The sequence below is a fragment of the Donghicola sp. XS_ASV15 genome (assembly GCF_041224595.1).
In the GTDB taxonomy this organism is placed as follows: domain Bacteria; phylum Pseudomonadota; class Alphaproteobacteria; order Rhodobacterales; family Rhodobacteraceae; genus Donghicola.
Window position 1 is genome coordinate 176,956 of sequence record NZ_JBGFGN010000129.1, and the last position, 20,282, is coordinate 197,237.

The window sequence follows — 20,282 nt, forward strand, 5'->3', positions numbered from 1 at the left end:
CGCTACGCTGTTAACACTACATTAAATCTCAACTTCTTGAGGGTCCTGCCAACGTGTCACTCTTTTTGATCGCTGCTCTACCCTTCATCGGAGCATTACTGCCCGGTTTGATGATTCAAGCCGGACGCAATACCTGCTCTACGTGGACAGGTATCATTTCGCTTTCTGCTCTTATCGGCTTGCTGGTGCATGCGCCAGCGGTTCTCCGCGGCGAAGTCATTACGGCTTCGGTCGAGTGGATGCCCGCATTAGGGCTCAACGCTAGTTTCTACCTTGATGGTTTGGGGCTGCTTTTCGGGACGCTGATCCTGGGTATCGGGTGTTTGATCATCCTTTACGCTCGGTTCTATCTGTCCACGAAAGACCCGATGGGGAACTTCTACACCTACCTCCTGCTGTTCCAAGGCGCGATGGTGGGCATTGTTCTGTCCGACAATATCCTTCTGTTGCTGGTGTTCTGGGAGCTGACCTCGCTGTCGTCCTTCCTGTTGATCGGCTATTGGAAGCATCTGCCCGAGGGCCGTCAGGGTGCGCGTATGGCGCTGACCGTGACGGGTATGGGCGGTTTGGCGTTGATCGGTGGTATGCTGATGCTCGGGAATATCGCGGGCACCTACGAGCTGACCGAGCTGCTGGAGAAGCGTGATCTGATCCAAGCGGACCCGCTGTACGTTCCGGCGCTGCTCCTGATCCTGTTGGGTGCGTTCACCAAGTCTGCGCAATTCCCCTTCCACTTCTGGCTGCCGCGCGCGATGGCTGCGCCGACCCCTGTGTCGGCCTATCTGCACTCTGCGACCATGGTGAAAGCGGGCCTGTTCTTGATGGCGCGCCTCTATCCCGTGATGTCAGGCACTGCGGAATGGTTCTGGATCGTCACGCTGGCGGGCCTGATCACGATGGTCATGGGCGCGCTGATCGGCATCTTCCAGAATGACCTGAAGGGGCTGCTGGCCTACTCGACCGTCAGTCATCTGGGCCTGATCACCATGCTGCTGGGGTTCAGCACCGAAGCGGCTGTGATTGGCGCGGTGTTCCACATCATCAACCACGCGACCTTCAAAGCTTCGCTCTTTATGACAGCCGGTATCGTGGATCACGAGGCGCATACCCGAGACATCACCCGATTGGGCGGCTTGCGGCACTTGATGCCGATCACCTTTATCATCTCGGCGGTGGCGTCGCTGTCGATGGCGGGCATTCCGCCCTTCAACGGCTTCCTGTCCAAAGAAATGATGCTCGAGGCGGCTGCGCACACCTATCTGGGGGACAACCACTGGCTGGTGCCTGCGCTGGCGACCCTGGGCGCGCTGTTCTCGGTTGCGTATTCGTTCCGCTTGCTGATCCACACTTGGTTCGGCCCTGTGCGTGATGACTATCCGCACAAGCCCCACGATCCGCCGTTCGGCATGTGGCTGTCGCCTGCGTTCCTTGCCATTCTGGTGGTGATGATTGGTCTCTTCAGCCAAGCTCTGGTAGGCGGGCTGGTTGATGCGACCGCCGCGTCCGTCATGGGCAATGGTGCGCATCCCCATGCGCATCTGAAGCTATGGCATGGCGTGACACCTGCGCTGTATATGTCGGGGATTGCTGTTCTGGGTGGTCTGGTGCTGTTGGCGCTGTACCGTCCGGCCAACGGGCTGTGGCATGCGGTGCCGCGTCCCGATGCCAAGGTTATCTTTGACGGTGTTGTGGGCGCAGTGTCCTCCGCAGCGGCTTGGATCACCGGAACCCTTCATGATGGCAAGCTAACCCGCTATGCGGCGATCTTCTTCGTCTTTGCTGTGCTGGCCTCGTGGCATGCCTTTACCGGCGGCCAAGGCGTGACAACGCCGCGTGAGCCGATGCAAGCGGACATCATCCCGATCATTGCGTGGTTTGCACTGATTGTTGGGACGGGCGTCACGGTCTTCTATCACCGTCATCGCCTGTTGGCGCTGGTCGTGCTGGGGATCATCGGTGTCGTGATTTCGCTGTCGTTCAACTACCTGTCCGCACCTGACCTTGCCCTGACCCAGTTGTCGGTCGAGGTTGTGACTATCGTCCTGCTTCTTCTGGCGCTGAACTTCCTGCCGGAATTCTCGCCGCGCGAGAGCAGCACGGCGCGCAGGGCACGCGACCTGATCATCGCGGGCGGAGTTGGTGTGGCAGTCGCCGCGCTGGCCTATACCGTGATGCTGACTGACTTTGCGATGCCCTCGATCGCGGAATACCATTTGGCCAACAGCTACAAGCTTGGCGGCGGCGATAACGTGGTCAACGTCATCCTCGTGGACTTCCGCGGCTTTGATACCTTTGGCGAGATCACCGTTCTGGGGATCGCCGCTCTGATTATCTATGGCGTGACCGAAGGGCTCTTGGGCTCCAAAGTGCGTCTGAGCTTGCTGGAGCGTACGCCGAACCATCCTGTCGCGGGCGACGAGCACCCGCTGATGATGGTGGTCGCGACCCGTCTGCTGCTGCCTATCGCGATCATGGTGGGCGTCTACATCTTCTTGCGGGGTCACAATGATCCAGGGGGCGGCTTCGTCGCCGGTCTGGTCGTCGCGATTGCGCTGCTGATGCAGTACATGGCGTCGGGCTATGACTGGGCTGACCAGCGTCAGCGCTATCCCTACCACGCCACGATCGCGAGCGGTGTGATCATCGCAGCGATCACGGGCATCGGGGCCTTCTTTAACAACATGCCGTTCCTGACCAGTGACTACGGGTACTTCCAGTTCCCACCGCTGGAGAAGTTCGAGCTGGCGACGGCCATGGGCTTTGACCTTGGGGTGTTCCTCGCGGTTGTTGGCGCTGTCATGCTGACACTGGAAAGCCTGTCGCGTCTGGCTTACCGCCGCGGTGATGTGCCTGATGAATACCCGATGGACATCAACCCATCGCGCCTGCCCAAGAGCGAGGATCACTAACCATGACCATCGAGTTTCTTGTCGCGAGCGCAATCGGTGTGCTGACCGCAGCAGGGATCTATCTGATCCTGCGCTTCCGGACGTTCCCGGTCATTCTGGGAACCTCTTTCCTGTCCTATGCCGTGAACATCTACCTGTTCTCGAGTGGCCGCCTGATCGTGGGTGCCCCGCCCGTTCTGCAAGGATACGGAGACTACACTTATTCGGACCCGCTGCCGCAGGCGCTGGTTCTGACTGCCATCGTGATCGGTTTCGGCATGACTGCCGTCGTTCTGATGATCGCCCTCGCGGCGTATTTGTCGGGCGGCCATGACAAGATCGACATGCAAGACGACGACGCATCGGAGGACCGGGCATGAGCCACTGGATCATTACGCCGATCCTGCTGCCGACCCTTCTCGGCGCATTCATTGTTCTGTCCGTTCGCCATCAAGTGGCGCTGCAGCGGGTCTTCTCGCTGGTTGGACTATCGTTGCTGCTGATCAACGCGCTCGGCCTGTTTGTCTATGCCCAAACCGGGGATATCTGGGTTTACGAGCTGGGGGCATGGCCTGCGCCCTTTGGCATTGTCATCATGCTGGACCGGTTGTCTGCGTTGATGGTGCTGCTGACTGCGGTGCTGGCGATGTGCGTCATGCTGTATGCCATCGGGTCCGACTGGGACAAACGGGGCAAGCATTTCCACGCGCTGTTCCAGTTCCAGCTGATGGGCGTGATCGGCGCCTTTATGACGGGCGACGCATTCAACCTGTTCGTCTTCTTCGAGATCCTGCTGATCGCCAGCTATGGTCTGATGACCTTTGGCGGGGGGACGCGCCGTCTACAGGCAGGTACGCAATACGTGATTTACAACCTGCTGGGATCGACCCTGTTCCTGTTTGCGTTGGGGACGCTGTATAACGTCACCGGCACGCTGAACATGGCAGACATGGCGGCCCGCATTGCTGTGCTCGAGCCTGAGCATACAGCGCTCTTGCGCGTCGGTGTGGTCATGGCGCTGATGGTGTTCGCGGTCAAAGCTGCGATCCTGCCACTGCACTTCTGGCTGCCTGAAAGCTATGCTGCGGGTCCCGCGCCCGTGGCTGCCTTGTTCGCGATCATGACCAAGGTTGGTGCTTACGCGATCCTGCGTATGTTCACTTTGGCCTTCCCGCAGGACTCGCCCGAAATTGCAGGCAGCTATGATGTCTGGCTCTTGCCGGTGATCGTCATCTCGCTGGCTGTGGGAATGATCGGTATTCTAGGGGCCAAATCGCTGTCCAAGATGGTCGCTTTCGCTGCTATCGGCTCTGTTGGCACCCTGTTGATCGCGATTGCGCTCTTTACCCCCGAAGCAACCGCAGCTGCGATTTACTATGTTGTGCATTCGACGCTGGCGACTGCCGCGCTGTTCCTGATCGTCGATCTTGTCGTGTCCCGCCGCCCGCAGTGGCAGGACACCATCCGCGAAGATCGCCCGATGCCGCAAAACGGATTGGTCGCCGCGTTCTACTTTGCCGCCGCGATCGCGATGGCGGGGATGCCGCCGCTGTCCGGCTTCTTGGGCAAGCTGCTGATCCTTGATGCGGCTGTGGGCAACTGGTGGCTTTGGGGCGCGATCCTGATCAGTTCGCTCATTGCGATCATGGGCTTTGGCCGCGCCGGTTCGCTGGTTTTTTGGAAGGGCTACGGCCTGCCCGAGACCGACGCGCCTGCTTATGAGCATCCCCGTCAGCCCTTGGCCTTTGTCGCCATTGGGGCGCTGATGGCTGGGATTGTTGCGATGACTGTTCTGGCGGGGCCGATGCACCGCTTTGCCATCGCCACCGCAGAGCAACTCTATGACACGGATGCCTATATCTCTGCCGTCATCAACCACACGATGGAAGAGAGCATGGCGCACGAAAAGGAAGGCAGCAGCTACGCGCCAGTGGACAAGGATTTGATCCAGACCGAAGGCGGCGAGCGTGGCACCGATCATCCGCAAGAGGCCACTGACGGCCATGAAGGGGAGTCCCACTGATGCTGAGACGTATCTTTCCACACCCCTATCTGACCGCGCTGCTCACGCTGGTCTGGATGCTGCTCGATAACACCGCTGGTCCGGGTGTGATCATCGTTGGCCTGATCTTGGGCATCTTTATCCCGATCATCACAGCAGCATACTGGCCGGATCGTCCGGTGCTGAAGCACCCGATCAAGATCGCGGCCTACGTGCTGATCGTCCTGTATGATATTGTGAAATCGAACATCGACGTGGCGCTGATCGTCCTGTTCAAATCCAACGCAGCGCGCAAGCCCGCTTGGGTCACAATTCCGCTGGACCTGAAAACGCCCGAAGCGATCACTGTTCTGGCTGGCACCATCACCATGACGCCCGGCACAGTGACCGCTGATGTGTCTGCTCAGGGCAGCGCGCTGCTCGTGCACTGTCTGGACGCGCCTGATCCGGATGCCGTTCGTGACGACATCAAATCCCGTTACGAGGCTCGCCTGAAGGAGATTTTCGAATGATCATTTCTTACGCTCTCGACTTCGCCTTCATCTGCTTTGGCCTTGGCCTGCTGCTGACGCTCTACCGCGTGATCTTTGCCCCCGGGGTTGGGGATCGGGTTCTGGCGCTGGATACAATGGTGATCAATGCCATCGCCATTCTTGTCCTGCAGGGCATCCAGCAAGGCACCGAAATCTTTTTCGAAGCGGCTATGATCGTGGCGATGCTGGGTTTCGTGGGCACTGTGGCCTATGCGCGCTTTATGCTGCGCGGCAACATCATCGAATAAGGGGCATTGGATATGGTTGTAGAAATCATCATCGCGGCCTGTCTGGTCATCGCTGGGTTCTTTGGCCTTGTGGGCAGCATCGGCTTGATCAAGCTGAATCACCCAATGGCGCGTCTGCATGCCCCGACCAAAGCGACAACGCTCGGGGTCGGCGGCGTTCTGATCGCGTCGGTGATCTATTCCTTTGCTTTTGAGGAGCAGGGATCGTTGCACGAGTTGCTGATCACGCTCTTTCTGTTTATCACCGCGCCGATTACCGCCAATTTCATTTCCAAGGCCTATCTGCACCGTCACGAGCTTGAGGAAGAGCTGCCCGAGCCGAATGGTGACACGAACTGGGCCACCTTGGAGCGTCCCGAGTGGAGCCCCGAGCCGGAGAAAACCCAAGAGGGCTGATTCTTGCTGACATCGCTGCCTGACACCCGCGATCTGGTTTTTGTTGGCGGGGGGCATGCCCATGCCTTGGTGCTGCGGATGTGGGGGATGAACCCGCTTCCGGGCGTTCGGCTGACAGTGATCGACCCGCAGGCGGCAGCGCCTTACACCGGCATGCTGCCCGGCCACATTGCGGGTCATTACTCACGCGAAGAGCTGGATATTGATCTGGTGCGCTTGGCGCGGTTCGCGGGCGCGCGTCTGATCCAAGGGCGGGCGGTGGCCATGGACCTCTCTGAACAGGTCGTCACGGTCGAAGGCTATGGCGCGGTGCCGTATGATGTCGCCTCTGTCGATGTGGGGATCACCTCTGACATGCCCGCGATTGCGGGGTTTTCCGAACACGGCGTCGCAGCGAAACCTTTGGGACGCTACTCGGCCGAGTGGGCGGATTTCTTGAAACAAGGCGGTGGCGATGTGGCCGTCATCGGGGGCGGTTTGGCCGGTGTCGAGCTGTCGATGGCGATGTCCCATGCCTTGGGTGCACGTGGCCGAGTGTCCTTGATCGAGCGGGGGGCGGTTCTTGCTGAGCAGTCTGATCGTCATCAACGCATCCTGCGCAAAGAGCTAGAGCGCTGGGGTGTTGCATTGCACGAACAGGCGAGCGTCGCTCAGGTGCAATCTGATTGCGTTCTACTAGACGACGGTACGCGCATTCCTGCGGACATGACCGTAGGCGCGGCTGGCGCGCGCCCGCATGACTGGCTGGCACAGACTGGATTGGCACTGGAGCAGGGCTTTATTCGTGTGGATGCGCATCTGCGAACGAGCAATCCAAATGTCTACGCATGCGGGGATTGCTGCCATCAGGATCCCAGTCCGCGGCCCAAAGCAGGGGTCTATGCGGTCCGCGCCGCGCCCATACTTCTAAATAACCTGAAGGCAGCCTTGGGGGCCGGTCAGGTGAAAGCGTTTCGCCCGCAGAAGACGTTTCTTAAGCTGATCTCGCTGGGGGATAAGCGGGCTTTGGCGGACAAGGGCGGGTTTGGGCCGCAGGGTGGCTTGATGTGGAAATGGAAGGACCACATCGACCAGAAATTCATGAACATGTTCCGCGATTTGAAGCCGATGGCAGGCCCTGCTGTGCCTGCGCAGGTCGCGGATGGCGTGCGAGAGGAATTGGGTGGCGGCAAACCCCTGTGTGGCGGCTGCGGAGCCAAGGTCGCTGCGGGCCCCTTGCGCGCGGCCTTGGCAAACGTGACGCCGACCAGCCATCCCGATTTGGTCACGGGGCCGGGGGATGATGCGGCAATTGTCCAGATGGGCGAGGTCACCCAAGTGATCACCACTGACCATCTGCGCGCGTTTTGGGAGGACCCAAAGGTCTTTGCCCGCATCACGACCATCCACGCTTTGGGCGATATCTTTGCCATGGGCGCGCGGCCCCAAACGGCTTTGGTCAACCTGACGCTTCCGCGTATGTCCCCGCGCCTGCAAGGCCGGCGGCTGGCCGAGGTGATGGAAGGCATCACCGGCGCTCTGGCGGAATGCGGTGCGGCGTTGGCGGGCGGGCATACGACACTGGGGGCGGAACTGGCTCTGGGTTTGACGTTGACCGGCATTCTCGATGGCCCTGCGCGGACCAAGGCAGGGGCCCAAGTTGGCGATGCACTCATCCTGACGCGGCCGTTGGGGTCGGGGGTGATCATGGCGGCCGAGATGCAGCTGGCGGCTGATGGGCGCGATGTGGCTGCGCTGCTCAGGGCGCAGGTCGAACCCCGTACGGCAGAGGCAAACGCGCTGCATGGTGTGCATGCTTTGACCGACGTGACCGGATTTGGCTTGGGGGGGCATTTGGGCGAGATGCTAGAGGCGAGCAGGTGCGGCGCGGTGATCGACCTGTCTGCAGTGCCCGCCTATTCTGGCGCGCGGGAATTGCTGGCGCGGGGGCAGAAATCGAGCCTGCATGATCTGAACAGGACTGCGGCGCCGATTGATGGACTGATCCCCGCGGAGGCCGAGATCCTGTACGACCCCCAGACGGCGGGCGGGTTCCTAGCTGCGGTACCACAGAGCGATGTGCCAGCCTTGATCGCAGTATTGAAGGCCACCGGCGCACAGCCCGCAGTGATTGGGGAATGCGTCGCGGGACCTGCGCGGATTACTCTGTGCTAAGGCTCAGGCATTGCTCAGCGGCGCGGTCCAGCGCGGCGGTGTCGATCGCATCGCCAAGGTGAATCCGGCCCAGCAGAGTGTGCGGATAGCGGTTTGCGGATTTTTCGTAGCGGCTGTCGTAGTGCTGCTCCATCAACTCCGCCGCGAGCGTGCTAAAGGCGCCGACCTTGGCCAGCTCCATCCAGTGGTCGACCAGCTCGCGGCTTTGGAAGCTCCGAAGGGGCTCCATCCGTGCCATCAGGGCCTCTGGGTCATCGATTAGATCGGCATAGGCACGGGTCAGATATTCAGCGCGGGCGGGAATGCTGGCGTCGATACGAATCCGCGGGGCAGCGCACATGGCGGTCCAGACCGACGGGGGCACGAGGCGGTCGCCAATGCGGCTGGACTCAGCCTCGACATACACGGGTTTTGCGGGGTCAAGGTGCGCGAGCTGCATGGCCAGTTCGCCCTCTGCCTTCTTTTGGCTGGGTTGGGGGTGGCCAACGGCACCAAGCAGCGAACCACGATGAGCGTAGATGCCCTCGAGGTCGATGACCTGCGCGCCGGCGGACTTCAGGTGTGCCAAAAGATCCGTTTTTGCTGTGCCCGTGGGGCCATCGATCAGGATGAATTTGTGAGGGATCGGCGCGTCATGCATGCTTCTGACGATCAAACGGCGGTAGCTTTTGTAGCCCCCATCAATCAGACCGACGCGCCATCCGACCTGCGACAGGATTGTCGCGAACGAGCCAGAGCGCTGACCGCCACGCCAGCAATAGACCAGTGGGCGCCAGCCGCCTTGGTGATCGTGTAGGGTTTCCTCAAGATGGCGGGCGACGTTTTTGGCGACCAGTGCCCCCCCGATCTTGCGGGCGTCAAAAGGGCTGACCTGCTTGTAGATTGTGCCGACACGGGCCCGCTCTTCGTCATCAAGGACAGGTAGGTTGATTGCGCCGGGCAGGTGATCCTCGGCGAATTCGGCTGGGGCGCGGGCGTCGATGATCGTGTCATACGGCAGGTCGCGCAGGTCGGTGAGGGCGTTCAGGGTCAGCTTCATGGCGGTGCAATCTAGTGGTTTTGCGGGCGGGGGCTAGCCCAGAAACGAAAAGCGCCCGCCGCGCTCTGCCGCAGGGGCAGGCTTGGCGGGCGCTGTCATGGCCGGGGGCCATGACGGATCAGCTACGCACCAGAGCTTCGTACTCTTCGGCGATGTTGCGCGTGATGTCGCCAACGGTGAATGTGTAGTCACCGATCTGGCCCACGGGGGTCACTTCGGCAGCGGTGCCGGTCAGCCAGCACTGTTCGAAATCGGCCAGTTCTTCGGGCATGATGCGGCGTTCGTGCACGGTGATGCCCTTGGCTTTGAGCATGTCGATGACGGTCTGACGGGTGATGCCGTTCAGGATCGCGTCCGGGATGGGCGTGTGCACTTCGCCGTCCTTGACGAAGAAGATGTTCGCGCCGGTCGCTTCGGCCACGTAGCCACGGTAGTCCATGAACAGCGCATCAGAGCAACCTTTGGCTTCGGCCGCGTGCTTGGACATGGTGCAGATCATGTAGAGGCCAGCCGCCTTGGCTTGGGTGGGGATGGTCTCGGGCGAGGGACGTTTCCACTTGGCGATGTCCAGTTTCGCACCCTGCATCTTGGCGTCGCCGTAGTAGGCACCCCATTCCCAAGCGGCAACTGCCATGCGCACTGGGTTTTTCGAGGACGCGACACCCATGTCTTCGCCTGCGCCGCGCCATGCCAGAACGCGCACATAGGCGTCGGTCAGTCCGTTTGCCTCGAGAACCGTTTTCTTGGCTTCTTCGATTTCTTCGACGGTGTAGGGGATCGGCATGTCGAGCAATTTGCCGGACGCCAGCAAACGCTCGGAATGCTCGACCGACTTGAAGATTTTGCCGTTGTAGCAACGCTCGCCCTCGAACACCGAGGACGCATAGTGCAGAGCATGGGTCAGAATGTGGACGTTCGCATCACGCCATTCCACAAGCTGGCCGTCCAGCCAGATTTTCCCGTCACGATCGTCATATGCGCCAGCCATCGTCGGCATCCTTCTCTCAGCACGAAATTTGCGAAAATTGCGCTACTCAGGTCCGATGCAGACATAAAGTTGCGCAAATTCGAGGATTCGCTAACAGTCTGCTCTTGGAATGTCAACAAGGCTGACTTAAAAACGGGGAACACCGAAGGAAGCGAGGGCACTCCGATGGAAGAGCGAGGACATCCCGGTTTACACAGCGGCGAAAGCCTTCTGTTTCTGACCGACGAACAACTGCGCAAGGGCATCGAGGCAATGTTCTTTGCTTATCGCGGGTTTACGGCAGATCCGGACCGAATCCTAAGTGGGATGGAGTACGGGCGGGCCCATCACCGCGCCATCCACTTTATTAACCGCAGCCCCGGGACCACCGTTAACAATCTGTTGAACACCCTCGGCGTGACCAAGCAATCGCTGAACCGCGTACTGCGCACGTTGATTGCGGATGGGCTGGTTGAGTCGCGTGTGGGCGAAAAGGACAAGCGCGAACGTCACCTGTATCTGACGCCCGAAGGCGAGGGGTTGGAGCAAAGGCTGTCCGATGCGCAGCGTGCGCGGATGCGCGCAGCCTACCGTGCGGCGGGTCCCGAAGCTGTGGCTGGCTTTCGTACTGTTCTCGAGGCTATGATGGACCCCGACATGCGACGCCAATACCTGTCGCTGCGGGAGGAGAATTCATGAGCGAACCAGCGCCCCATATCCTGATTGTCGATGATGACGAGCGCATTCGGGGTTTGCTTCAGAAGTTTCTGGCACGAAACGGCTTTCTCGTGACGACCGCCCGCGACGCTGCTCATGCGCGCCGCATCCTTGGTGGGCTTGATTTCGACTTGATCGTGATGGACGTGATGATGCCCGGCGAGGATGGCGTCAGCATGACGAAATCCCTGCGCGAGGACCGGATGACGCCGATCCTGCTGCTGACGGCCAAGGGCGAGACCGAGGACCGGATCGCGGGCCTTGAGGCGGGTGCAGATGACTACCTGCCCAAACCGTTCGAGCCCAAAGAGCTGTTGTTGCGCATGAATGCCATTCTGCGCCGAATGCCTGAGCCGGTGGAAACCGATGCCGCACCTAAGCTGCTGCAACTGGGACCCGTGCGCTATGATATCGACCGCGGCGAGATGTGGCAGGGCGATACGCCCGTGCGTCTGACCGCGACTGAAGCGCAGTTGATGCGGATCTTTGCCGCCCAACCCGGTGAAGCGTTGACCCGCACCAAGCTGGTCGAGGAACTGGGCCGCGACAAAGGTCAGGCGCAGGAACGCGCCGTGGACGTCCAGATCACCCGCCTGCGCCGCAAGCTGGAGGAAGACCCCAAGCAGCCGCGCTACCTGCAGACTGTGCGCGGGGCTGGGTACATGCTCGCGCCCGATTAACTCTGGTCAGGTTTGGACTGGACAGGGCGCGGGACTCGACCCATCTCAGGGAATGTGATTTTACAAAGGCAGCCGCCGCGTGCGGCTGAACCGGAAATTTATAGGGGCCTTCCGATGACCACCGATACACCTGTCAACGAACTCAGCTTCGAAGCCGCAATGACCGAACTGGAAAAGGTCGTCGGTCAGCTGGAAAACGGTCAGGTTCCGCTGGAAGAGTCGATCACCCTGTACCAGCGCGGCGCAGAGCTGAAAAAGCATTGCGAGGCCAAGCTGAAAGCCGCCGAGGAAAAGGTCGCACAGATCACTTTGGACGGCGACGGCAATCCCACAGGTCTAAAGGCTGCCGAAGGTCTCTGATCGCCAATGCAGCAGTTTCTAGAAGGGCAGGCGCGGGCGAAATCCGCGATCCAGTCCGAGTTTGACCGTATCTTTGCGGGCCTGCCGAGCGAGCCTGTGCATCATGCGATGGCCCACGCGGTTCTGAACGGGGGCAAGCGTCTACGGGGCTTCCTGGTTCTCGAAGGCGCGCGGCTGCACGACGTCGATCCCGCCCGTGCGATCCTGCCTGCCTGTGCGATCGAAGCTTTGCACGCCTATTCGCTGGTGCACGACGATCTGCCCTGCATGGATGACGACGACCTGCGTCGAGGCCAGCCCACGGTTCACGTAAAATGGGACGAGGCAACTGCGGTTCTGGCCGGTGACGCCCTGCAAACACTGGCGTTCGAACTGTGTGCTGATCCCGCGGCCGGTCCCGCCGAGGTCCGTGCAGACCTGTGCCTGACCCTTGCCCGCGCTTCTGGTGCGCAGGGGATGGTGTACGGCCAGGCACTGGATATCGCGGCTGAAACCGCAGACACACCGCTGACGCTCGAGCAGATCACCAAGCTACAAGACGGCAAAACCGGTGCCCTGATCCAATGGTCGGCAGAGGCTGGTGCCCGTCTGGCACAGGCCGATGTGATCCCGCTTGGGACCTACGCCAAGGCGCTGGGTCTTGCCTTCCAAATTGCGGACGACGTCCTTGATGAAACTGGAGACGAAGCCAAGGCTGGCAAGCGTCTGCAAAAGGATGCCGAGGCGGGCAAGGCGACCTTTGTTTCCTTGCTGGGTCTTGATGGCGCACGTCAGCGCGCGGCCGATCTGGTGACGCAGGCCTGCGACGCTCTATCTCCCTATGGGGAACAGGCCGAGAGCTTGCGGGAAGCGGCCCGTTTCGTTATCTCCCGCGAAAGCTGAAACGCCCCCAAGGAGGCGCGCCCTTATGTCGAACCGTCCCGAGACGCCATTGCTGGACCAGATCACGACCCCTTCGGACATGAAGGGACTGTCGGATGCACAGCTGAAACAGCTGGCGCGTGAAGTGCGGGCCGAGACGATCAGTGCTGTCTCTGAAACCGGCGGACACCTTGGCGCGGGTCTTGGCGTGGTCGAATTGACCGTCGCGCTGCACGCGATCTGGGACACGCCCAAGGACAAAATCATCTGGGACGTCAGCCACCAGAGCTATCCTCACAAGATTCTGACCGGCCGCCGCGATCGTATCCGTACGCTGCGCCAAAAGGACGGTTTGTCTGGATTTACCAAGCGTTCAGAAAGCCCCTATGACCCCTTTGGCGCGGCGCATTCCAGCACCTCGATCAGTGCGGCTTTGGGCTTTAGCGTGGCGCGAGATCTGGGGGGCAACTGCCCCGAAGGCTTGGGCGACGGCATCGCTGTGATCGGGGATGGTTCGATCAGCGCGGGCATGGCCTACGAGGCGATGAACAACGCGGGCCATCTGAAAAAGCGCCTGATCGTCATTCTGAACGACAACGAGATGTCGATTGCCCCACCCGTGGGCGCAATGTCGTCCTATCTGTCGAAACTCTATGCCGAGCGTCCCTTCCATGACCTGAAAGAGGTTGCCAAGGGCGCGGTCGGCTTCCTGCCCGAACCCTTCCGCGAGAGCGCCAAGCGCGCCAAAGACATGCTGAAGGGCATGGCGACTGGTGGGACGTTGTTCGAGGCTTTGGGCTTTAGCTATGTCGGCCCCATCGACGGCCACGATATGGACCAGTTGCTGCCCGTTCTGCGCACCGTCCATGACCGCGCGACCGGACCGATCCTGATCCACGTCCTGACCCAAAAGGGCAAAGGCTATGCCCCCGCCGAGGCGGCTGCCGACAAAGGTCACGGTGTGTCGAAATTCGACGTGGTCACCGGCAAGCAGAAGAAAACCCCCTCGAACGCGCCGAGCTATACCGGCGTGTTTTCCAAGGCACTGCTGGACGAGGCCGCGCGCGACACCAAGGTCTGTGCCGTCACTGCCGCGATGCCCGATGGCACCGGCCTGAAGCAGTTTCAGGACCGCTATCCGAGCCGCTGCTTTGACGTAGGTATTGCCGAACAACACGCGGTGACCTTTGCCGCTGGTCTGGCTGCGGGGGGCTTGCGTCCGTTCTGCGCGCTCTATTCGACGTTCTTGCAGCGTGGGTATGACCAAGTGGTCCACGACGTGGCGATCCAGCGTCTGCCTGTCCGTTTCGCTATCGACCGCGCTGGTTTGGTGGGTGCCGATGGTGCGACCCACGCGGGCGCATTCGACACTGCCTTCCTCGCTAACCTGCCCGATTTCGTCGTCATGGCGGCGGCGGACGAAGCCGAACTGGTCCACATGGTCGCCACCGCTGCGGCCTACGATCAGGGACCGATCAGCTTCCGCTACCCGCGCGGCGAAGGTACGGGTGTGGAGATGCCGGAGCGCGGCGAGATCCTCGAGATTGGCAAAGGCCGCATGATCCGCGAGGGCAAGGGCGTCGCGATCCTGTCCTTTGGCACCCGTCTGCAAGAAGTCATGCAGGCCTGCGAAGCATTGGACGCGCGGGGCATCACCCCGACGGTGGCCGATGCGCGCTTTGCCAAGCCGCTGGACCGCGACCTGATCATGAAGCTTGTGGAAACCCACGATGCCTTGATCACCGTCGAAGAGGGCGCGATTGGCGGCTTTGCCAGCCACGTTTCGCACCTCTTGGCCGAAGAGGGCGTGTTCGATCGCGGCTTCAAATTCCGCAGCATGGTTCTGCCGGACATCTTTATCGATCAAGCGAACCCCCGCGACATGTATGCGGTCGCTGGCCTCAACGCCGAAGACATCGAGGCCAAAGTGCTGGAAGTCATGGGCGTCGAGACGCTGGGAAAACGGGCCTGAACAGGACTTAGGCTCGTTTTTGTGCCTGAATTCTCTGCGCGAGCTGATGCGGCAGAGCAGAGATGCGGCCAAGGTAGAGATAATCGAAGGTTACGCCAAAGTGGTGAACAAGTCTGAGTGCAAGGTCATCAGGAATATGCCTATGCCCCTTCTCCGCTCTACTCCAATAAGTTCTTTCGACACCGATTAGGTCTGCGATCTCAGAGGGGCGCAGGTTGTTTGCTTCACGCACGGCTTTCAATCGCGCCCCAATTTTGATGGGGTCCATTGAAGATTTTAAATCTGCGATGGGATCAAAATCTGGGTCCTGCAATTTGGCTACCCCGCCTCGTTCGGATCAAACGAGTGGTGGACGTGAAACGCCCGCCACGATCCCTTTTGCATCTTTAGACAGAACGTACTGCGCACTCCCGGTTTCGGGGCGGACTCATAGCGTAGGGTTGCCGACAGCGTCGCGGTGTCCCCGTGGAACCAGACCTGAGGGCTGTCGATCGCTAGTTGTTCAATCGTCCCGTTGTCGAAGAACGCCTGAACAGCCGTCAGATGGGCAGGTAGGTCGTCACTGTCGTTTCCGGCGTGATTGTCCCAGAACCGCACCTGATCCTCGGTATAGCAGTCCTTCAACGCGTCGATGTCGCGGGCGTAGAAGGCGTTGTTGTAGCGTTCCAGAAAGCTCAGAACAGAACTGCGCGGATCCTCGACCGACAGGGATTTTTGCAGGCCAGCGCGGTAGTCGGGGTAGGCGAGTTCGACGCCAAGTTCCTCTTTGATGCGGGTGTTATCAACGCGTTTGCTTTCTGCGTAGAAGCTGCGGGCCATGGGGGTCATGTCCGCGTCCTCGAATTTCACGGCGGGGGGCAGGGGCATTCCGAGCAGCTCGGCCGCATAGGCGATGACGTCCTGCGGCGGGGCAGGGTCATTGTCACAGACGTTATAGGCGCGGCCTGGGTTGGGCTGCGCGATGCTGGCCGCCAAGACCTGCGCGATGTCGTCCACGTGGATACGGCTGAAGACCTGTCCCTTTTTTATGATCCGGCGGGCTTTGCCTGTGCGGACCTTTTCAAATGGTCCGCGGCCGGGGCCGTAGATGCCCGCCAGTCGGAAGATATGCAGAGGTAGTCCGTCGATGCTGCCCCACGCTTGTTCAGCGTTCTTGCGGGACATGCCGCGCGGGGTGGCGGGGATCAGGGGCGCGTCCTCTGTCACCCAGCCGCCATCATGATGGCCGTAGACGCCGGTGGTGGACAGATAGCCCACCCATTCCAGTTCACTGGCCCGCCGCGCGATGATGTCACGATAGAGCGCCAGCACCGGATCGCCCGCATCTTTGGGGCCAGCAGAGATCAGGATGTGGCTGCATTCCTCTAGGGCCGCGCGCACCTCGTCGCTGCCCCATAGCAGGGGGATCACGCCGCGCGCCTCTAGCTCGGCAAAGTTCTCGGTCGAGCGGGTGGTGCCATAGACGCGCCAGCCCTGAGGGATCAGGAGGCGGTCGAGTGCTTGGGCCGAGTAACCGTGGCCAAAGGAAAGCAAAGTCTTTGTCATGCCTCATGTTTGGGCGTGGCCGTGCCGCTTTTCAAGACAAGTGTCGTAAGTCTGTGATCTGAAAATGTGCATTCTGCCCGTATTCTGAGCAACGCCCACTTGCGGCGCTAACGAAATTGGTCACACTCGGTACATGACACAAGCTGCTTTTAAATCATGGCCGGATGTTGCGGCCAATCTGGTGGCCGTCGCCGCGGGGCGTGCGCCGGCCGATCTGGTTTTGAAAAATGGGCGGTGGGTGAATGTCCACACCCGCGAAGTAATTGATAATACAGACATAGCGATCAAGGATGGGCGGTTCGCTTATTGCGGGCCGGACGCCAGCCATTGCATCGGCGAGGGAACGCAGGTCGTCGATGTGGCGGGGCGCTACATGATGCCCGGTCTGTGCGACGCGCACATGCACATTGAATCGGGGATGCTGACACCGGCGGAATTTGCCCGCGCGGTGATCCCCCATGGCACCACGACCATGTTCACCGACCCGCACGAGATCGCGAATGTTTTGGGCTTGGAAGGCGTGAAGATGATGCATGACGAGGCGCTGATGCAGCCCGTGAACATCTTTACCCAGATGCCAAGCTGTGCGCCCTCGGCGCCGGGGCTGGAAACCACTGGGCAGGAAATCACCCCCGAGGATGTGGCTGAGGCGATGGCGTGGCCGGGGATCATCGGGTTGGGAGAGATGATGAACTTCCCCGGTGTGATCAATGCCGACCCCAAGATGCTGGCCGAGATTGCCGCGACCCAGCGCGCGGGCAAAACGGTGGGCGGCCACTATGCCAGCCCAGACCGAGGGCCCGCGTTCCACGCTTATGCGGCGGGCGGTCCGGCGGACGACCACGAGGGCACGTGCGAAGAGGATGCCATTTCCCGCACCCGTCAGGGGATGAGGCACATGATGCGGCTCGGCTCGGCTTGGTATGATGTGGAAACCCAGATCACCGCCGTCACGGAAAAGGGGCTGGACCCGCGCAGCTTCATCCTATGTACGGATGACTGCAACGCGGGAACCTTGGTGAACGATGGCCACATGAACCGCGTGGTGCGACATGCCATCGATTGTGGCTGTGACCCGCTGATCGCGATCCAGATGGCGACGATTAACACCGCAACCCATTTCGGGTTGGAGCGGGAGCTTGGATCGATTGCCCCCGGTCGCCGCGCCGATGTGATCCTGACCTCGGACCTGAAGACCCTGCCGATCGAGCAGGTCTATGCCCGTGGCCAGCTGATCGCAGAGGGAGGGGAATGTCTGGTGGATTGTCCGCATTTCGATTGGCCCGACACAGCGCGGAACACCGTGCATCTGGATCAGGACCGCGTCGCGGCGGATTTCGAGATTGCTGCGCCCGAAGGAAAGAACTCTGTCACGGCCAAAGTGATCGGTGTCGTCGAAAATCAGGCTCCGACCAAAGCGCTGACCGCTGAACTGGCTGTCACCGATGGCTTGGTGCAGGGCGATCCCGCGCAGGACATCTGCCAGATCGCCTTGGTGGAGCGGCACCGCGCGACGTGTGGCGTGACCAATGGGTTTGTCAGTGGCTTCGGCTACGACAAACCGATGGCGATGGCCTCGACCGTGGCGCATGACAGCCACCACATGATCGTCGTTGGTACGGACCGCGAGATGATGGCGCTGGCCGCGAACCGACTGGCCGAGGTTGGCGGCGGCGTCACACTCTTTGCCGATGGTGAGGAAAAGGCGCTGGTTGAACTGCCCATCGCGGGCCTTATGTCCGACGACAACGCCGCAACCGTGGCGGCCAAAGCAACCGCCTTGGGGCACGCTATGCTGGACTGCGGCTGCACCCTGAACAACGCGTTCATGCAGCACTCGCTGCTGGCGCTGGTCGTCATCCCCGCCCTGCGTATCAGCGATCTGGGGCTTGTAGATGTCACCAAATTCGAAATCACGGACCTGTTTGAAGAAAGCTAATCCATAAATGAACAAGCCCGAACTACCGATTGAAACCCCCGAAATTCGGGGCCACGAATACTTTACCGACGCCAAGGCCGCCGTGGCGCGCTTGCGTGAACTCTATGACGAGGCGACAGGCTATCTGCATGACCGCTTTCAAGAATTGATCGAAGGGGCAGAGCATCGGTCCCGTTATCGCGCCTACTACCCCGAGATCCGCTTTGTCACCTCGACCTTTGCCAAGCTGGACAGCCGTCTGAGTTTTGGTCACGTGGTCGAGCCAGGCACCTATGCCACGACCATCACGCGGCCCGATCTATTTTCGAACTACCTTGAGCAGCAGATTGGCCTGTTGATCGAGCATCATGACCAGCCGGTCGCTATTGGTCCCTCGCAAACGCCAATGCCGATTCACTTTGCCGTCCTTGGCGACGAGGAGATCGTAATTCCCCAAGACGGCGCGGCAACCTTCCCCCTGCGAGATGTGTTCGACGTGCCGGACCTGAACATCACACACGATGCCATCGTGAATGGCGAAGGGTTCACTTATCCTGATGGCGCGCGACCCTTGGCCCCGTTCACCGCGCAGCGCGTTGACTATTCGCTGGCGCGTCTGGCCCACTATACGGCCACCGACCCAGCGCATTTCCAGAACCACGTTCTGTTTACAAACTATCAGTTCTACGTCGAAGAATTCGAGGCTTACGCCCGCCAGATGCTGGCAAACAAGGCCAGTGGCTACACGTCCTTTGTCTCGACCGGAAATGTAGAAATCACCGAGGCGGACCAAGAGCTGGAAACACCCAAGAAGATGCCGCAGATGCCGACCTACCACCTGAAGAAGGCGGACGGCAGCGGTATCACTTTGGTAAATATTGGTGTCGGTCCGTCCAACGCAAAAACGGCCACCGATCATATTGCCGTCCTGCGTCCGCACGCTTGGGTGATGGTGGGTCACTGCGCAGGGTTGCGGAACACGCAGGCCTTGGGTGACTTCGTTCTGGCGCACGCCTATTTGCGCGAAGATCATGTTCTGGATGCAGATTTGCCGGTCTGGGTCCCGATCCCTGCACTGGCTGAAATCCAAATTGCGTTAGAAGATGCCGTAGAAGAGGTTTCGGAACTCGAAGGCTACGAGTTGAAGCGCATCATGCGCACCGGAACAGTTGCGACCATCGACAATCGTAACTGGGAGCTGCGCGATCAGTCGGGACCGGTTCAACGCCTGTCCCAGTCGCGCGCCATCGCGCTGGACATGGAAAGCGCGACCATCGCCGCCAATGGTTTCCGCTTTCGCGTGCCCTACGGAACGCTGCTCTGTGTGTCTGACAAACCGCTCCACGGAGAGCTGAAACTGCCAGGTATGGCGAGTGATTTCTATAAAACTCAGGTTGCACGTCACCTATTGATTGGCATTCGGGCAATGGAAAGGCTGAGTGAGATGCCACTAGAGCGTATACATTCCCGTAAACTACGGTCTTTTGAGGAAACAGCCTTTCTCTAAACTGTGGCAAATCCGCAAAAATATGCAATGTGGCCTTGAAAAAAAGGCCATTCAGATTGTCTTGTCCTGATATTTCGCGTTAGATGCCCCAACACGTACCCGGCGACGACTGGGAAAAAAATATACGGAGACCAGAAATGGCAAAGCCTATGACAAAAACCCAACTGGTTGCGGCTCTGGCCGAGGAGATGGGGGCAGAAAAGAAAGCAGCAGCGCAAGCACTGGACGCAGTGACCGCGATCATCACCCGCGAAGTCGAGGCTGGCGGTTCGGTAACCCTGCCTGGTATCGGCAAGTTCTACTGCCGTGAGCGTCCCGAGCGTATGGTGCGTAACCCCGCCACCGGCGAACAGATCAAGAAAGAGGCCGACAAGGTCGTCAAAGTGACTGTTGCCAAGGCACTGAAAGACAGCGTCAACGGCTGATCTTTTTGCGGGTTCCGCAAAGGTTTCAAAGGGTCTCTGTTGCTGCAGAGGCCCTTTTCTTTTTGCATCC

At 60.2% G+C, this 20,282-nt stretch carries 19 protein-coding genes and 1 pseudogene; 15 read left to right on the plus strand and 5 right to left on the minus strand.

The features are described 5' to 3' along the window. Positions 1–53: 53 nt before the first annotated feature. Genes AB9K37_RS09175 through selD form a run of 7 tightly spaced genes read left to right on the plus strand, consistent with a single transcriptional unit; the run spans position 54 to position 8,221 of the window. Positions 54–2,909, plus strand: coding sequence for a monovalent cation/H+ antiporter subunit A (locus tag AB9K37_RS09175; protein ID WP_369837501.1), 2,856 nt, complete (start codon positions 54–56; stop codon positions 2,907–2,909). A gap of 8 nt (positions 2,910–2,917) precedes the next feature. Next, positions 2,918–3,268 carry a Na+/H+ antiporter subunit C gene (locus AB9K37_RS09180; protein WP_369837656.1) on the plus strand — a complete coding sequence of 117 codons (351 nt, stop codon included), beginning with the start codon at positions 2,918–2,920 and terminating at the stop codon, positions 3,266–3,268. Beyond that, positions 3,265–4,911 (plus strand): monovalent cation/H+ antiporter subunit D, encoded by a 1,647-nt coding sequence (locus tag AB9K37_RS09185; RefSeq protein ID WP_369837503.1) that lies wholly within the window; start codon positions 3,265–3,267, stop codon positions 4,909–4,911. The genes AB9K37_RS09180 and AB9K37_RS09185 overlap by 4 nt, the downstream gene beginning before the upstream one ends. Next, entirely contained in the window at positions 4,911–5,402 is a 492-nt protein-coding gene (locus tag AB9K37_RS09190; protein ID WP_369837506.1) for a Na+/H+ antiporter subunit E, read from the plus strand. The genes AB9K37_RS09185 and AB9K37_RS09190 overlap by 1 nt, the downstream gene beginning before the upstream one ends. After that, entirely contained in the window at positions 5,402–5,671 is a 270-nt protein-coding gene (locus AB9K37_RS09195) for a K+/H+ antiporter subunit F (protein ID WP_369837659.1), read from the plus strand. The genes AB9K37_RS09190 and AB9K37_RS09195 overlap by 1 nt, the downstream gene beginning before the upstream one ends. A 6-nt stretch (positions 5,672–5,677) precedes the next feature. Next, positions 5,678–6,067: a Na+/H+ antiporter subunit G gene (locus AB9K37_RS09200; protein ID WP_369837509.1), complete on the plus strand. Its 390-nt coding sequence runs from the start codon at positions 5,678–5,680 to the stop codon at positions 6,065–6,067. A gap of 3 nt (positions 6,068–6,070) precedes the next feature. Next, on the plus strand, positions 6,071–8,221 hold the full coding sequence (gene selD / locus AB9K37_RS09205) for a selenide, water dikinase SelD (protein WP_369837512.1): 2,151 nt from the start codon (positions 6,071–6,073) through the stop codon (positions 8,219–8,221). Here the strand turns inward: selD and mnmH are convergent. Together mnmH and AB9K37_RS09215 are read right to left on the minus strand one after the other, a co-directional pair. Next, a complete protein-coding gene (mnmH, locus tag AB9K37_RS09210; RefSeq protein ID WP_369837515.1) occupies positions 8,208–9,260 on the minus strand; it encodes a tRNA 2-selenouridine(34) synthase MnmH in 1,053 nt (350 codons plus the stop codon). The two genes, selD and mnmH, sit on opposite strands and share 14 nt — an antisense overlap. A gap of 118 nt (positions 9,261–9,378) precedes the next feature. Beyond that, positions 9,379–10,248 carry a branched-chain amino acid aminotransferase gene (locus AB9K37_RS09215; protein WP_369837518.1) on the minus strand — a complete coding sequence of 290 codons (870 nt, stop codon included), beginning with the start codon at positions 10,246–10,248 and terminating at the stop codon, positions 9,379–9,381. A 165-nt stretch (positions 10,249–10,413) separates the two neighbouring features. Between AB9K37_RS09215 and AB9K37_RS09220 the strand changes: the two genes are divergently transcribed. The 5 genes from AB9K37_RS09220 (at position 10,414) to dxs (ending at position 14,817) form a co-directional block, all read left to right on the plus strand. After that, positions 10,414–10,926: a MarR family winged helix-turn-helix transcriptional regulator gene (locus AB9K37_RS09220; RefSeq protein WP_072708619.1), complete on the plus strand. Its 513-nt coding sequence runs from the start codon at positions 10,414–10,416 to the stop codon at positions 10,924–10,926. Next, the gene (locus tag AB9K37_RS09225) at positions 10,923–11,624 is read left to right on the plus strand and encodes a response regulator (RefSeq protein ID WP_072708617.1); all 702 of its coding nucleotides are present in this window, start codon (positions 10,923–10,925) and stop codon (positions 11,622–11,624) included. The genes AB9K37_RS09220 and AB9K37_RS09225 overlap by 4 nt, the downstream gene beginning before the upstream one ends. Before the next feature lie 114 nt (positions 11,625–11,738). Next, positions 11,739–11,984, plus strand: a complete 246-nt coding sequence (locus tag AB9K37_RS09230; RefSeq protein WP_293710960.1) for an exodeoxyribonuclease VII small subunit — start codon at positions 11,739–11,741, stop codon at positions 11,982–11,984. 6 nt (positions 11,985–11,990) lie between these two features. Next, positions 11,991–12,866: a polyprenyl synthetase family protein gene (locus tag AB9K37_RS09235; RefSeq protein WP_369837523.1), complete on the plus strand. Its 876-nt coding sequence runs from the start codon at positions 11,991–11,993 to the stop codon at positions 12,864–12,866. 25 nt (positions 12,867–12,891) lie between these two features. Beyond that, a complete protein-coding gene (dxs, locus tag AB9K37_RS09240) occupies positions 12,892–14,817 on the plus strand; it encodes a 1-deoxy-D-xylulose-5-phosphate synthase (protein WP_369837526.1) in 1,926 nt (641 codons plus the stop codon). A gap of 7 nt (positions 14,818–14,824) precedes the next feature. Here the strand turns inward: dxs and AB9K37_RS09245 are convergent, their stop codons facing one another. From AB9K37_RS09245 to AB9K37_RS09255, 3 genes and pseudogenes are all read right to left on the minus strand, one after another. Beyond that, positions 14,825–15,130: a helix-turn-helix domain-containing protein gene (locus AB9K37_RS09245; protein WP_369837529.1), complete on the minus strand. Its 306-nt coding sequence runs from the start codon at positions 15,128–15,130 to the stop codon at positions 14,825–14,827. Between the two features lie 5 nt (positions 15,131–15,135). Next, positions 15,136–15,537, minus strand: coding sequence for a nuclear transport factor 2 family protein (locus tag AB9K37_RS09250; RefSeq protein ID WP_369837662.1), 402 nt, complete (start codon positions 15,535–15,537; stop codon positions 15,136–15,138). Further along, a pseudogene (locus AB9K37_RS09255) lies at positions 15,514–16,362 on the minus strand (SDR family oxidoreductase); the annotation flags it as partial. The pseudogene AB9K37_RS09255 and the gene AB9K37_RS09250, both read right to left, overlap by 24 nt. Positions 16,363–16,495: 133 nt before the next feature. On the opposite strand from AB9K37_RS09255, the gene ade reads away from it, so the two are divergent. The 3 genes from ade to AB9K37_RS09270 all read left to right on the plus strand — a co-directional run bounded on the left by ade (position 16,496) and on the right by AB9K37_RS09270 (position 20,212). After that, entirely contained in the window at positions 16,496–18,301 is a 1,806-nt protein-coding gene (gene ade, locus AB9K37_RS09260) for an adenine deaminase (protein WP_369837532.1), read from the plus strand. A gap of 7 nt (positions 18,302–18,308) precedes the next feature. Beyond that, positions 18,309–19,787: an AMP nucleosidase gene (locus tag AB9K37_RS09265; RefSeq protein WP_293710968.1), complete on the plus strand. Its 1,479-nt coding sequence runs from the start codon at positions 18,309–18,311 to the stop codon at positions 19,785–19,787. A 137-nt stretch (positions 19,788–19,924) separates the two neighbouring features. Further along, positions 19,925–20,212: an HU family DNA-binding protein gene (locus AB9K37_RS09270; RefSeq protein WP_369837535.1), complete on the plus strand. Its 288-nt coding sequence runs from the start codon at positions 19,925–19,927 to the stop codon at positions 20,210–20,212. Positions 20,213–20,282 lie beyond the last annotated feature (70 nt).

Excerpts from the sequence above, each read along its gene's own strand:
- AB9K37_RS09185 (WP_369837503.1), top strand. The coding sequence starts at position 3,265 with ATGAGCCACTGGATCATTACGCCGATCCTGCTGCCGACCCTTCTCGGC.
- AB9K37_RS09190 (WP_369837506.1), top strand. The coding sequence starts at position 4,911 with ATGCTGAGACGTATCTTTCCACACCCCTATCTGACCGCGCTGCTCACG.
- mnmH (WP_369837515.1), bottom strand. The coding sequence starts at position 9,260 with ATGAAGCTGACCCTGAACGCCCTCACCGACCTGCGCGACCTGCCGTAT.
- AB9K37_RS09215 (WP_369837518.1), bottom strand. The coding sequence starts at position 10,248 with ATGGCTGGCGCATATGACGATCGTGACGGGAAAATCTGGCTGGACGGC.
- AB9K37_RS09220 (WP_072708619.1), top strand. The coding sequence starts at position 10,414 with ATGGAAGAGCGAGGACATCCCGGTTTACACAGCGGCGAAAGCCTTCTG.
- AB9K37_RS09225 (WP_072708617.1), top strand. The coding sequence starts at position 10,923 with ATGAGCGAACCAGCGCCCCATATCCTGATTGTCGATGATGACGAGCGC.
- AB9K37_RS09230 (WP_293710960.1), top strand. The coding sequence starts at position 11,739 with ATGACCACCGATACACCTGTCAACGAACTCAGCTTCGAAGCCGCAATG.
- AB9K37_RS09235 (WP_369837523.1), top strand. The coding sequence starts at position 11,991 with ATGCAGCAGTTTCTAGAAGGGCAGGCGCGGGCGAAATCCGCGATCCAG.
- dxs (WP_369837526.1), top strand. The coding sequence starts at position 12,892 with ATGTCGAACCGTCCCGAGACGCCATTGCTGGACCAGATCACGACCCCT.
- ade (WP_369837532.1), top strand. The coding sequence starts at position 16,496 with ATGACACAAGCTGCTTTTAAATCATGGCCGGATGTTGCGGCCAATCTG.
- AB9K37_RS09265 (WP_293710968.1), top strand. The coding sequence starts at position 18,309 with ATGAACAAGCCCGAACTACCGATTGAAACCCCCGAAATTCGGGGCCAC.
- AB9K37_RS09270 (WP_369837535.1), top strand. The coding sequence starts at position 19,925 with ATGGCAAAGCCTATGACAAAAACCCAACTGGTTGCGGCTCTGGCCGAG.